The organism is Novosphingobium arvoryzae (genome assembly GCF_014652615.1).
In the GTDB taxonomy this organism is placed as follows: Bacteria; Pseudomonadota; Alphaproteobacteria; order Sphingomonadales; family Sphingomonadaceae; genus Novosphingobium; species Novosphingobium arvoryzae.
In genome coordinates this window covers 63,764-75,199 of the sequence record NZ_BMZD01000004.1, presented here as the reverse complement: position 1 = coordinate 75,199, position 11,436 = coordinate 63,764, and the positions used below count along the sequence as shown (strand labels likewise).

Below are 11,436 nucleotides of genomic sequence, written 5' to 3'. Positions count from 1 at the left end.
GAATGGCTCGCAAGTTCCTGTATTTCATCGCGGTCTGCATTGCGATCTTCATCGCCGGACGGCTTGCGCTGACGTTCTATCCCGACACGCTCAGCCGGCTGGCGTTCAAGCCATCGGGGCAGTTCGAATCCCAGAGTGCGCTGAGCTCAGCCCAATATGCCGAACCGGGGATGTGGCTGGTCAGCCCGAATTCACGCAACGATCCGGCGCGCTGGGCGCCCAAGGGCCCGCCCGCCCCCACCCCGGTCCGCGCGGCGGTGTTCTTCGTCCACCCCACCAGCTACCTCGCCAAGGCGCACTGGAATGCGCCGCTGGGTGATAACGAGGCCCGCACCCGCGCCGTCACGTTCATTCGCGCCATGGCAAGCCCGTTCGCCGGGGCCGAGCAGATCTGGGCCCCGCGCTATCGCCAGGCCGCGTTCGGCGCGTTCCTGACGCAGGGCGAGGACCGCGCGAAGGCGCTGGATCTGGCTTATGGCGACGTGCTGCAGGCCTTTGATCACTTTGTCAGCCAGATCCCGGCGGATATGCCGATCGTGCTGGCCGGGCACAGCCAGGGCGCGCTGCACTTGCGCCGCCTGATGGCCGAGCGGGTGAAGGACCAGCCGCTTGGCCAGCGGATTGCCGCCGCCTATCTGGTCGGCTGGCCGCTGTCGCTGAAGCATGATCTGCCGCAAATGGGCCTGCAACCGTGCAACATTGCCGAGCAGCCCGGCTGCGTGATGAGCTGGCTGAGCTACGGCGAGCCGGCCGATCCGGCGATGACGATTGCCGCCTACGAAGCCGACAAGGGGCTGGATGGCCAGTCGCTCAAGGGCAGCGCGTTCCTCTGCTCCAACCCGCTCACCGGCAGCGCGGGCGGCACGGCCCCGGCCAGCGCCAACCTTGGCGCACTGGTGCCCGACGACAAGCTTGAGAATGGCGAGATCAAGCCCGCCTTCGTCCCCGCCACCTGCCGCCCCGACGGGATGCTGTCGCTGCAATCGGCCCCGGAAATGGGCGATTACGTGCTGCCGGGGAACAATTATCACGTCTACGACATCCCGCTGTTCTGGATGAACGTGCGGGCAGACTTCACCCGCCGGGTCGCGGCGTGGCAGGCGGCCCGGTGAGTGACCCGCTGATCACCACCAGCGCGCTCGAACTGCGCGATGCCCTGCCCGCCGCCGGAGCGCTGCTGGGGCTGGACCTGGGCACGCAGACCATCGGCACCGCGTTCTGCGATGCGGGCTGGCGCTTTGCCTCGCCCGGCAAGACGCTGAAGCGGGGCAAGTTCGGCGCGGACAAGGCGCTGCTCGCCGCGCTGATTGCCGAGCGCGACATCAAGGGCATCGTCATCGGCCTGCCGCTGAACATGGACGGCAGCGAAGGACCGCGCAGCCAGTCCAGCCGCGCCTATGCCCGCAACCTGGCAGTGCTGGGCCTGCCGATCCTGCTGTGGGACGAGCGCTGGTCCACCGCCAGCGCCACCAGCGCCCTGATCGCGCAGGATTTCAGCCGCGCCAAGCGCGCCGAGCGAATCGATTCGGCGGCCGCAGCGGTGATCCTCCAGGCCGCGATCGACGCGCTGGCCGGCGGGTTCGCCTAAGCCCCGGCCAGTTCGGCCCGCCGCCCCTGCGCTTCCTTCGCCACCAGCAGGCTTCCGGCCCCTTCCGCCTCGCGCCACAGGGCATCGCGCGCCTCGGGTGCTTCCTCGCGCCCGGCCAGTGCATCCCATGCGGCCAGCCGCAGCCGGTCGCTGGGGTGGCGGCGGGCGAACCGGTGCGCCAGGTCCAGCGCCTCGTCGCTGCCCAGGCCCACCGCAAGTTTCAGGAACACCTCGCTCGGCCCCGGTGAAATGATGGCGCCGATCTCGCGCCGCTCAAGGTCGAAGCGGTACTGGTCAAGCCAGCCCTGTGCCCCGCTGGTATGCATCACGTTCAGGGAAACGGACAGCGCATCGGCGGGCAGTTGCGCATGGACATCCACGTGGGCGCGATAGAGCATCAGCTTCCCCGGCTCGAGCCGCGCCCGCTCGACAAACCGCAATGACGGCACCGATTCACCCCGGAAACCGGCCACTTCCGCGTAATCGAACTCGTAATAATCGCTCCAATACCCCGGCCCGAAATAGCCCAGCGTCAGAAACGAAAAGTTGTGATCGTGCGGCAAACCATAGGCAAACGATGGCCCGCCACTCGCCCGCACCATGTGCTCATCGGGCGAAGGCCACAGGTTCGCGCGAATGAAGAACTGCCCGCATGGCGGCGCCAGCATGACCACCTGCGGCCCATAGGCATTGTCCAGCACGTCATCGCGGTGGCGCTGGGCCAATTCGCGGATCAGGATATCGCCAAGGAAATCCCGATCATTGCCCAGCCGCCGCAACCACAGTGCGGCGTGGCTCAGACTGGCATCATCGTGCGGATCGAAGCCGCTGCCCGCGATGGCCTCCACCGTCTCTGCGAGCGTGGCGGTTTGGGCATCTTCCAGTTCGATTACGCGGGGCATCGGGCTACTCCGGCCAGTTCAGGGTATTGTTCAAGCAACTGCGCCAGCAGGGCACCCGCCGGTGCGGCAAGCGGATCGTCGCCGCGCTGGGCCACGGTCCGCAGCGCAGCGAACCCCAGCGCGGTATCCAGCCCCAGGCATTCGCGCAGCGCCTGCCAGCGCAGGCCGACCCCGCCCTGTTCCTCCGCCATGGCGGCAAGCAGCGGGGCGGCATCCCTGCGCCCCATCCGCCCCAGCAGCGCCGCGGTCAGTTCCAGCCGGCTTTCGCGCGGACTGCCCGCGGCCTGATGAAGCAAGACCCCGTCAGACATCCGGTATTCCCGCGTTGGCGCGCTGGGATCGAGGGTGCGCTGCAGCTTCAGCACCACCATCGTCCCCGGCACCTGACGCAGAACCTGGGCCTCTTCCGCACAATAGCGGTGGCCGGTCGTTCCCGCGCTCAGTTGCCGAGAATCTCGCTGCAGCACCGCCCGGTCGGGCAAAACTTGCTCGATCCGCACCCGCTCCACCGTGGCGGAACCGGCCAGCACGTGCTCCCAGGTCTCTGTCGCTGCGAAGCTGGCCGACAGCGGCTCTGGCCGGCGGGCCAGCGCCGCACCGTCGATGGCCTGGAGTGCCAGCACCGCGCTGCCCCGCCGCGCCAGCACCAGCGAGGCCAGCAGGCCATCGCTGAAGTGGCGCATAGGCACCTGTCCCAGCGGATCAGCCCCCAGCTCTGCGACCAGCACGTTCACCAGCGCACTGGTGAACTGCTGAGCGGAGGGATCATCCGCGGCAAACAGCGCCGAAAGCAGGGGCAACTCGTCAAGCGCGCGCCCCTGCCCGAAGCGCTCCAGTTCGGCCGTGGCGGCGGCGACCGGCGGGGTCGCCCGCCAGCCATCCACCGCCGCGATCAGGCGGGCCTGGGCGTGGCGCTGCGGAGTGTCATCACTCCGCAGCGCCGCCAGTTCCGGTCGAATGTGCATCCGGAATCCGCCCGGCTCAGGGCATCAGGATTTCACAGACGAACACCATCGCAATGATGACCGAATCGTCAGCCTGGGCCGGTGCCAGCGGACTGGCGATGCTGCCGAACACGCCGATCAGGTGATCCAGATCGGGCAGCGCGGACACGTCGATTTTCGGAAGGTTCATGGTCATTCCCCTGCAATCGCGAGACACTGCGCCTCGCCCTTGCAGCCATCGCCGGGTCAGCCCGCCAGCTTAAATTAAAAGATTGTAATCCGGCCTTCGGCTGCGCAGAGAAACCGCATGAGTGAAGTGTCCGCACCCAAGAGTCTGCACGATCTGCCGCCGGGCAGCGTGTTCGATCCGGCCCGCGCGGCCAAGCTGATGACCCGACACGGCCACGGTGGCTGGCTGGGCCTGACGTATCACGCACACGGCACCGGCTGGATGGAGCTGGCCCTGCCCTGGCGCGAGGAACTGGTCGGCGTGGCGGAAACCGGCGTGCTGGCATCCGGTCCGATCATCAGCCTGATGGACAATGCGACATCGATGTCGGTCTGGGCGCTGTGCGGCAAGTTCGTGCCGCATGCCACGCTGGACTTGCGGGTGGACTACATGCGGGCCGCCGTGCCGGGGCGCACCGTGATCGGGCGCGGCGAATGCTACAAGCTGACGCGCACGATCTCGTTCATTCGCGGCATCGCCCACGATGGCGATCCGGAAGACCCGGTGGCGCACGTCACCGGCACGTTCATGGCAACGCACGGAACCTACCTGTGAGCACGATCGGATCGACCCTGCCGCCCTATGCCACCGCGCTGGGCATCCACATCGACCGCGAGGAAGATGGCATGCCCGTGCTGGCGGTGGACTTCACCGACCGGATGATGGGCCGCCCCGGCTTTCTCCATGGCGGCGCGATGAGCGGGCTGATGGAAATGGCCGCCGTGGCCGCCCTGCGCGCCGAAATGGAGCGGCGCGGCGAAAATATGCGGCTGAAGCCCGTCAACGTGCAGGTCGAATTCATGCGCGGCGGGACCCAGCAGGTCACTTATGCGCTGGGCAACGTCACCCGCGCGGGCCGGCGCGTGGCGCTGGTCAATGCCGAAGCCTGGCAGGACGACCGCAAGAGGCCGATCGCGCTGGCGCAGATGAAGATCCTGCTCAGCCCGATTGACGGCGAATAACCACGGTCAGACCGGACCCATCCGGCGCTGCCGCGCCAGGGGGCAGTTCCACCCGCACGGCATCGGCGCGCGCGCGGATCAGGATCGCCTCCGCTGTCCCGGGTTCATGCGCGACCACATCTGCGCTGCCCAGCCAGCGGGCCTGACGCAACGTCAGGTCATCGGGATCGTCCGAGCGGACAGTGAATTCCCGCACCCCGCCCTCACCCGGTTGCGCGCCGTCCAGCCATGCCTCCAGCGCCGCAGCACTGCCTGCCGCCAAGGGATCCAGCGCGCCCCCTTCCGCCAATGCGGCATCCAGCGCACGCCGACGTTGCCCCGCATCCGGCCAGCGCGCGCGCAGCCTGGCACGCCCTGTCGCCAGGCCGTTGGCAAGTTCGCCCAGCGATGCCGGCAACAGCGTTTCCAGCCGCAGCCGCAGCGCCTTGGCAAGGCCGGCGGACGCCCCGCCCGTGCCCACCGCCACCAGCACCGGCCCGCGTTCCAGCAGGCTGGGCACGGTAAAATCGCACAAGTCCGGACGGTCGACCGCATTGACCAGCAGGCCGCGCGCCTTGAGCCGCGCGACCACCGCATCGGGATCGTCCAGCGCCACGAAGGCCAGCCGCGCGTGTGGGTTATCCTCTCCCACGATCCGCGCGCCAGCCCGTTCCAGCAGCCGTGCCTTGGCCGTTGCCGCCTCGCCTTCGCCCAGCACGATCACCGGCTGGCCGTTCAGGCGATGAAGCAGCGGCAGGCTGTGCATCGCGTCTCAGTCCTTCAGGAAGTCGGGCACCCGCTCCGCCGCCAGGATCGTGGCAGGCTGGATGCGGTCGGCCACCACGGCCCACTTGTCACCATCGACCATGACTTCGGGCACCAGCGCGCGGCTGTTGTACGTGCTGGCCATCGTCGCGCCGTAAGCACCGGCAGTGCGGAACACGGCAAGATCGCCCTGCGCCACTTCGTCGATCACCCGGCCCATCGCAAAGGTGTCGGAACTCTCGCAGATCGGACCGACGATATTGGCGGTCATCGTGCGGCCATTGGGCCTGACCGCCACGAAATCGTGCCATGCGTCATACATCGCCGGACGGGCCAGATCGTTCATTGCCGCATCGACGACCACGAACGGTGCGACCACGCCCTGCTTCACCCGGATCACCTCGGTCAGCAGCACCCCGGTGTTGCCGGTGATGACCCGGCCCGGTTCGAACATCAGCGTTACGTCCCAGTCCGCGGTGACGCGGGCGACCATCGCGGCATAGTCCTGCGGATCGGGATAGACGTCGCCCGCCTTGTAGGTCACGCCCACGCCGCCGCCCAGGTCCATGTGGGTCACGCTGTGGCCCTCGGCGCGGATCGCGCGCATCAGGTCGCCCATCTTGGCGAAGGCCGCTGCAAGCGGGTCGAGGCTCTGCAACTGGCTGCCGATATGCACGGCCAGCCCGCGCAGGTTCATCCCCGGCAGGGCAGACAGACGCGCATAGATGCCGCCAGCGCGGTCATAAGGCACCCCGAACTTGTTTTCGGCCTTGCCGGTCGAGATCTTGCCGTGCGTGCCGGCATCGACATCCGGGTTCACCCGCAGCGCGCACGTCGCAACCTTGCCGCGCGCGGCGGCCAGTGCGGCCAGCTCGACGCCTTCTTCCTCGCTTTCCAGGTTGAACTGGCCAATCCCGGCTTCCAGCGCGGCGATCATCTCTACCGCGCTCTTGCCCACGCCCGAAAAGACCACGCCCGATGCCGGAACCCCAGCGGCCAGCGCCCGTTCCATCTCGCCCTGCGACACCACGTCCGCGCCAAACCCTTCGGCCGCGACGACCTTGATCACCGACAGGTTGGGGTTGGCCTTGATCGCATAGGCCACCTCGAACCGGGGCAGGATGGACAGCGCCTCGCGGAACACGCGCGCATGGCGGGCCAGCGTGGCGCGCGAATAGACATAGACGGGAGTGCCAACCGCCTCGGCAATGGCGGTCAAGGGGACGTCCTCGGCGTAAAGCACGCCGCCACGAAGTTCGAAATGGTCCATGGGTAATTCTCAGTCTTCGGAAGGGGGCAGGTCAAACGGATCGTCGGTGCGCGGCTGCGAGCTTTTTCGCAGTTCCACGCTGCGTTCCGGCGCTGACTGGGGCGTGGTTTTCAGCAAGGCCTCGGCCTTGGGCTGCACGTCGCGGCCATAGGGAGCGGGCGGGAGCGATTCGCCAGCCTGCGGTTTCAGGTCGGCCCGCTGGCCGCAGGCGGCCAGCATCAGGGCCGGGGCCAGAACCGCAACAGGGAAGAGCAGGCGGCGCATCACGGTCACTCCAGGCCCAGCGCCACGCGCGCTTCGGCCACGCGGGCCTTTACCTGTTCCGGCGCGGTTCCGCCATAACTAGCGCGCGCGGCGACCGACGCCTCGACCGAGAGCGCGGCATAGACCCGCTCATCCACCCGCGCGTCGATGGCCTGCAAGTCGGCCAGCGGCAACTGGTCCAGCGCGATGCCCCGGCTTTCCGCCAGCTTCACCGCGCTGCCGGTGATGTGGTGCGCCTCGCGGAAGGGGATGCCCGCCTGCCGCACCAGCCAGTCGGCCAGATCGGTGGCGGTGGCATAGCCGAGCTCCGCCGCGGCGCGCATCCGGTCGGTGCGGAATGTCGTGGCTTCGACCATCCCGGTCATGGCGGCGATACACAGTGTCAGCAGCCCGGCGGCTTCGAACACCGGCGGCTTGTCGTCCTGCATGTCCTTCGAATAGGCCAGTGGCAGGCCCTTCATGGTGATCATCAGGCTGGTCAGGCACCCCACAATCCGCCCGGCATGACCGCGCACCAGTTCCGCCGCGTCGGGGTTCTTCTTCTGCGGCATGATCGAGCTGCCGGTGGAGAGGCTGTCCGGCAGACGCACAAAGCCGAACGGTTGGCTGGCCCAGATGATGAATTCCTCCGCCAGCCGCGACAGGTGCAGCGCGGTCTGGGCCGCGGCCATCAGGTAATCGAGTGCGAAATCGCGGTCCGATACGGAATCGAGGCTGTTGCGCGTCGGCGCGTCAAACCCCAGCGCGGCGGCCGTGGCATGGCGATCAATCGGGAAGCCGGTGCCCGCCAGCGCCGCCGCCCCCAGCGGCGACTGGTTCATCCGCGCGCGCGCATCGGCAAAGCGCGACCGGTCGCGCGCGGCCATCTCGTAATAGGCCATCAGGTGATGCCCCAGCGTAACCGGCTGCGCGGTCTGCAGGTGGGTAAAACCGGGCATGATGCTATCCGCATGTTCGTCCGCGCGGGTGACTAGCGCGACTTGCAGCGCGTGCAGCCCTGCGTCGGCCTGCTCCATCGCCTCGCGCACCCACAGGCGGAAATCGGTTGCCACCTGATCGTTGCGGCTGCGCGCGGTGTGCAGGCGCCCCGCGACCGGGCCGATCAGTTCGGCCAGCCGGCTCTCGGTGGTCATGTGAATGTCTTCAAGGTCCCAGTTTTCGGGAACCCCGTGCGCCTCATACTCGGCGGCGACCCGGTCCAGTCCGGTGGTGATCGTGGCGGCATCCTCGGCCGAAACGATTCCCTGCGCGCCCAGCATGGCGACATGGGCTTTCGATGCGGTGATGTCCTGTCGCCACAGCGCCTTGTCGAACGGGATGGAGGCATTTATCTCCCGCATGATTGCGGAAGGCCCTTCGGCGAACCGCCCGCCCCACATCTGATTGGAGCCGCTCTTGCTGTCGTCCCGCTCGTTCAAAGCCCTTGTCCTCGGCTGCACTGTCCTGATCGCCGGGTGCGATAGGGAAAGCGGGGACAAGGCGCAACCGCAAGCATCAACCGCCGCGGACGCAGCGTCAAAGGAACTGCACGGCACCATCGACCGGTCCAAGCGGGGCAGCCAGCTACCAGACTTCACCTTCAAGGACCCGGCGGGCAAAAGCCTGACGCTGGCCAGCCTGAAGGGCAAGCCGGTGCTGATCAACCTGTGGGCCACCTGGTGCGCACCCTGCGTGGCGGAGCTGCCGACGCTGGACAAGCTTGCGGCGGACCGCGCGGGCGAATTGAAAGTGCTGACCATCAGCCAGGATCTGGGCCAGCCGGAGCGCGTGGGCGAATTCCTGGCGCAGCGCGGCGTCAAGAACCTCGAGCCGTGGCTCGACCCCGACAACGCCCTGGCGATGCACTACGAAGTGCAGACTCTGCCGACCACGATCTATTACGACGCCGAGGGGCGCGAGGTGTGGCGGTTTGTCGGCGGGCATGACTGGGCCAATGCCGAAACCGCCAGGATGCTGGCGGAGACAGTTTCCAACTGATCCGAACTGCGCCACAATAGGCCGTTTCCCGCTTTCGCTCCAAAGGATGAGCCATGCCGCTGACCTCCCCCCTGCCCACCACCACCGCGAAATGGCGGCTGGCGATCTGGAGTCTGGCTGCCTTGGTCATGCTGGTGCCGGTCATTGCCCAGCTGACCGTGACCGGAATGAACTGGGACGCGTTCGACTTCGGGGTGTTCGCGGCCATGCTGCTGGCCGGATGCGCCGGGTTTGAAGTGGTGCTGCGGCTGGGCGCCGCCAACGCCGCCTACCGCGTTGCCGCCTGCCTTGCGATTGGCGGAGCGTTCCTGATGGTCATGGCCAATCTGGCCGTTGGCATCATCGGTAACGAGGGCAACCCGGTGAACCTGCTGTTCTTCGCGCTGCTGGCCATGGGGGCGTTCGGCGCACTGGCAGTGCGGTTCGAAGCCGCGGGCATGGCCCGGGTCATGACGATGCTGGCGGCGGCGCAGGCCTTGCTGGGCCTTGGCCTGGCGGTGACCGGGATCGGCTTCACTCCGGTGTTCACGCTGTTCTACGTCCTGTTGTGGCTGGGCGCGGGCAAGCTGTTTCGCCAATCGGCCGCCTGATCGCGGTCAATGGACGACTTGATAGCCGGGCCAAGCGGGGCTAAGCGCCCGCTTTTCCGGAACTGGGGACAGATCGAGTTGACGACCAGCGCAATTCCCGATGGGCAGCTTCATCTTGCCGGGCCAAGCCTGCCGCTCGACGCGGCCCATTGGCCCGTGCGCGGGGATCTGGCGCACATCCGCCTGGCGGGAAAGGTGTTCGTCCCGCATTATGCCGTGCCGATGGAACACCGGGTGAGCGCGGCCGGAGCAGACCTGCTTGCGGCCAACCGCACCGATGCCGATGTGCGCGACCGGTTGCCGGGCGGCACCGTGTTCAACGTGCTCGACATGGCGGGCGGCTGGGCCTGGGGTCAGGTCGGCGAAGATGGCTTCGTCGGCTACCTCCCGCTGGACGTGCTGGAAGCGGCATGACCCATTCGGTCTTCATCGACGGCGCGGCGGGCACCACGGGCCTAGAGATCGTCGAACGGCTCAGCCCGCGCAGCGAATTCGAACTGATCATTCTGGACGAGCAGCAGCGCAAGAGCGCGGATGCGCGCCGCGATGCCTACCACGCGGCCGATTTCGCGGTGCTGTGCCTGCCCGACGATGCCGCGCGCGAAGCGGTGGCCATGGCCGAAGGCAGCAAGGTCCGCATCGTCGATGCATCGACCGCGCACCGCGTGGCCGATGGCTGGACCTATGGCTTCCCCGAACTGGTGGGGCGCGATGCGATTGCCGCCGCCACGCGGGTGTCCAATCCGGGCTGCTATCCCACCGGCTTCCTCGCGCTGGTCGCGCCGCTGGTGCGCGCCGGACTGCTGCCAGCCGACTGGCCCTATACCGTCAATGCCGTGTCGGGCTATTCCGGCGGCGGCAAGGCGCTGATCCAGCGGTTCGAGGATGATGGCGACATCGCGTTCCGCGCCTATGGACTGGGCCTGGGGCACAAGCACCTGGCCGAAATGCAGCGCTATGCCGGCCTGACCCACGCCCCTCTGTTTGCCCCGGCCGTGATCCCCGCGCACCGGGGCATGCTGGTCGAAGTGCCGGTGCCGCTGGCCGCGATGCCGATGACCGGTTCGCCCGAAGTGCTGCGGCTGGCCCTGGTGGAATTCTACACCGGCAGCGCACTGGTGACCGTGCATGACGAGCCGCGTGACGAGCTGCTGCTGCGCTGCTCGATGCAGCCGAGCGACCGGCTGGACCTGTGGGTGTTCGGTGCGGCAGACGGTTCGCAGGCGCGGCTGGTGGCCAAGCTGGACAACCTCGGCAAGGGTGCCAGCGGCGCGGCCGTGCAGAGCCTGAACCTAATGGCGGGCTTGCCCGAAACGGCGGGCCTGTCCCTCTAGAACGCGTGCACGCCTAAATTTTAGGCATGCCGTGCTGAAAATTTAGGCGTTCCTTGCGGTCTGTTTGCGCACAAATCTTGTCACCCTCTGCCCCGTTTCGCACCGGATATTGCAAATTCCGCTCTTTTCCGTGGGTTGTGGATCGCCTAGAGCCTGGTCATCGCCACTGGCACGATTCTTGATTCCGGGGTTGGAGTGGCATTCGGACAGTCGGGCCGCGAGAGCGGATCCGGCGTAGCTGCGCAGGGGAATTTGGAACGTGAAAAAGATCGAAGCGATCATCAAGCCGTTCAAGCTGGACGAAGTGAAGGAAGCGCTGCACGAAGTGGGCGTATCCGGCATCACCGTCACCGAAGCGAAAGGCTTTGGCCGCCAGAAGGGCCATACCGAGCTCTATCGCGGTGCGGAATACGTGGTCGATTTCCTGCCCAAGGTGAAGCTTGAAGTCGTCGTTCCCGACGCCATGGCCGAACGCACCGTCGAAGCCATCGCCGCCGCCGCCCAGACCGGGCGCATCGGCGACGGCAAGATTTTCGTCAGCGCCATCGAAAGCGCGATCCGCATCCGCACCGGTGAGCGCGACGACGACGCGATCTGATTACCCACACCACTCCAGTTCAATCATCCGCCCC

Annotated in this window: 16 protein-coding genes; 9 read left to right on the top strand and 7 right to left on the bottom strand. The window is 67.4% G+C overall.

Annotated elements, in window-relative coordinates:
• The first annotated feature begins 2 nt into the window (after nt 1-2).
• Both IE113_RS09615 and ruvX read left to right on the top strand, forming a co-directional pair.
• Nucleotides 3-1,112: a DUF3089 domain-containing protein gene (locus tag IE113_RS09615; protein WP_189540847.1), complete on the top strand. Its 1,110-nt coding sequence runs from the start codon at nt 3-5 to the stop codon at nt 1,110-1,112.
• Nucleotides 1,113-1,120: 8 nt separating this feature from the next.
• Nucleotides 1,121-1,588 carry a Holliday junction resolvase RuvX gene (ruvX, locus tag IE113_RS09610; protein ID WP_189541360.1) on the top strand — a complete coding sequence of 156 codons (468 nt, stop codon included), beginning with the start codon at nt 1,121-1,123 and terminating at the stop codon, nt 1,586-1,588.
• Here the strand turns inward: ruvX and IE113_RS09605 are convergent.
• Genes IE113_RS09605 through IE113_RS09595 form a run of 3 tightly spaced genes read right to left on the bottom strand, consistent with a single transcriptional unit; the run spans nt 1,585 to nt 3,624 of the window.
• Complete coding sequence (locus IE113_RS09605; protein ID WP_189540845.1) at nt 1,585-2,490, bottom strand: transposase; 906 nt, start codon at nt 2,488-2,490, stop codon at nt 1,585-1,587. The two genes, ruvX and IE113_RS09605, sit on opposite strands and share 4 nt — an antisense overlap.
• Complete coding sequence (locus IE113_RS09600) at nt 2,478-3,455, bottom strand: hypothetical protein (protein WP_189540843.1); 978 nt, start codon at nt 3,453-3,455, stop codon at nt 2,478-2,480. The genes IE113_RS09605 and IE113_RS09600 overlap by 13 nt, the downstream gene beginning before the upstream one ends.
• A 16-nt stretch (nt 3,456-3,471) precedes the next feature.
• On the bottom strand, nt 3,472-3,624 hold the full coding sequence (locus IE113_RS09595) for a hypothetical protein (RefSeq protein WP_189540841.1): 153 nt from the start codon (nt 3,622-3,624) through the stop codon (nt 3,472-3,474).
• Between the two features lie 117 nt (nt 3,625-3,741).
• On the opposite strand from IE113_RS09595, the gene IE113_RS09590 reads away from it, so the two are divergent.
• Both IE113_RS09590 and IE113_RS09585 read left to right on the top strand, forming a co-directional pair.
• Nucleotides 3,742-4,218: a PaaI family thioesterase gene (locus tag IE113_RS09590; protein ID WP_189540839.1), complete on the top strand. Its 477-nt coding sequence runs from the start codon at nt 3,742-3,744 to the stop codon at nt 4,216-4,218.
• Nucleotides 4,215-4,625: a PaaI family thioesterase gene (locus IE113_RS09585; protein ID WP_189541407.1), complete on the top strand. Its 411-nt coding sequence runs from the start codon at nt 4,215-4,217 to the stop codon at nt 4,623-4,625. Before IE113_RS09590 ends, IE113_RS09585 begins: the two co-directional genes overlap by 4 nt.
• On the opposite strand, the gene IE113_RS09580 is transcribed toward IE113_RS09585, so the two are convergent.
• From IE113_RS09580 to argH, 4 genes are read right to left on the bottom strand one after another with little or no spacing between them, the layout of a single operon-like run.
• Nucleotides 4,603-5,370, bottom strand: a complete 768-nt coding sequence (locus IE113_RS09580) for a precorrin-2 dehydrogenase/sirohydrochlorin ferrochelatase family protein (RefSeq protein WP_189540838.1) — start codon at nt 5,368-5,370, stop codon at nt 4,603-4,605. The genes IE113_RS09585 and IE113_RS09580 overlap by 23 nt on opposite strands.
• A 6-nt stretch (nt 5,371-5,376) precedes the next feature.
• Nucleotides 5,377-6,639: a diaminopimelate decarboxylase gene (lysA, locus tag IE113_RS09575; RefSeq protein ID WP_189540836.1), complete on the bottom strand. Its 1,263-nt coding sequence runs from the start codon at nt 6,637-6,639 to the stop codon at nt 5,377-5,379.
• Between the two features lie 9 nt (nt 6,640-6,648).
• Nucleotides 6,649-6,903 (bottom strand): LPS translocon maturation chaperone LptM, encoded by a 255-nt coding sequence (lptM, locus tag IE113_RS09570; protein WP_189540834.1) that lies wholly within the window; start codon nt 6,901-6,903, stop codon nt 6,649-6,651.
• Nucleotides 6,904-6,908: 5 nt separating this feature from the next.
• Complete coding sequence (gene argH, locus IE113_RS09565; protein WP_189541359.1) at nt 6,909-8,282, bottom strand: argininosuccinate lyase; 1,374 nt, start codon at nt 8,280-8,282, stop codon at nt 6,909-6,911.
• Nucleotides 8,283-8,298: 16 nt separating this feature from the next.
• On the opposite strand from argH, the gene IE113_RS09560 reads away from it, so the two are divergent.
• The 5 genes from IE113_RS09560 to IE113_RS09540 all read left to right on the top strand — a co-directional run bounded on the left by IE113_RS09560 (nt 8,299) and on the right by IE113_RS09540 (nt 11,402).
• Nucleotides 8,299-8,880, top strand: coding sequence for a TlpA family protein disulfide reductase (locus IE113_RS09560; RefSeq protein WP_189540832.1), 582 nt, complete (start codon nt 8,299-8,301; stop codon nt 8,878-8,880).
• A 53-nt stretch (nt 8,881-8,933) separates the two neighbouring features.
• Nucleotides 8,934-9,470 (top strand): hypothetical protein, encoded by a 537-nt coding sequence (locus IE113_RS09555; protein WP_189540831.1) that lies wholly within the window; start codon nt 8,934-8,936, stop codon nt 9,468-9,470.
• A gap of 78 nt (nt 9,471-9,548) precedes the next feature.
• Nucleotides 9,549-9,884, top strand: coding sequence for an SH3 domain-containing protein (locus tag IE113_RS09550; protein ID WP_229822261.1), 336 nt, complete (start codon nt 9,549-9,551; stop codon nt 9,882-9,884).
• The gene (gene argC / locus IE113_RS09545) at nt 9,881-10,804 is read left to right on the top strand and encodes an N-acetyl-gamma-glutamyl-phosphate reductase (RefSeq protein WP_189540827.1); all 924 of its coding nucleotides are present in this window, start codon (nt 9,881-9,883) and stop codon (nt 10,802-10,804) included. Before IE113_RS09550 ends, argC begins: the two co-directional genes overlap by 4 nt.
• A gap of 259 nt (nt 10,805-11,063) precedes the next feature.
• Nucleotides 11,064-11,402 carry a P-II family nitrogen regulator gene (locus tag IE113_RS09540; protein ID WP_189540825.1) on the top strand — a complete coding sequence of 113 codons (339 nt, stop codon included), beginning with the start codon at nt 11,064-11,066 and terminating at the stop codon, nt 11,400-11,402.
• Nucleotides 11,403-11,436 lie beyond the last annotated feature (34 nt).

Excerpts from the sequence above, each read along its gene's own strand:
- IE113_RS09590 (WP_189540839.1), top strand. The coding sequence starts at position 3,742 with ATGAGTGAAGTGTCCGCACCCAAGAGTCTGCACGATCTGCCGCCGGGC.
- lptM (WP_189540834.1), bottom strand. The coding sequence starts at position 6,903 with ATGCGCCGCCTGCTCTTCCCTGTTGCGGTTCTGGCCCCGGCCCTGATG.
- IE113_RS09595 (WP_189540841.1), bottom strand. The coding sequence starts at position 3,624 with ATGAACCTTCCGAAAATCGACGTGTCCGCGCTGCCCGATCTGGATCAC.
- IE113_RS09600 (WP_189540843.1), bottom strand. The coding sequence starts at position 3,455 with ATGCACATTCGACCGGAACTGGCGGCGCTGCGGAGTGATGACACTCCG.
- argH (WP_189541359.1), bottom strand. The coding sequence starts at position 8,282 with ATGTGGGGCGGGCGGTTCGCCGAAGGGCCTTCCGCAATCATGCGGGAG.
- argC (WP_189540827.1), top strand. The coding sequence starts at position 9,881 with ATGACCCATTCGGTCTTCATCGACGGCGCGGCGGGCACCACGGGCCTA.
- IE113_RS09605 (WP_189540845.1), bottom strand. The coding sequence starts at position 2,490 with ATGCCCCGCGTAATCGAACTGGAAGATGCCCAAACCGCCACGCTCGCA.
- IE113_RS09555 (WP_189540831.1), top strand. The coding sequence starts at position 8,934 with ATGCCGCTGACCTCCCCCCTGCCCACCACCACCGCGAAATGGCGGCTG.
- IE113_RS09580 (WP_189540838.1), bottom strand. The coding sequence starts at position 5,370 with ATGCACAGCCTGCCGCTGCTTCATCGCCTGAACGGCCAGCCGGTGATC.
- IE113_RS09615 (WP_189540847.1), top strand. The coding sequence starts at position 3 with ATGGCTCGCAAGTTCCTGTATTTCATCGCGGTCTGCATTGCGATCTTC.
- lysA (WP_189540836.1), bottom strand. The coding sequence starts at position 6,639 with ATGGACCATTTCGAACTTCGTGGCGGCGTGCTTTACGCCGAGGACGTC.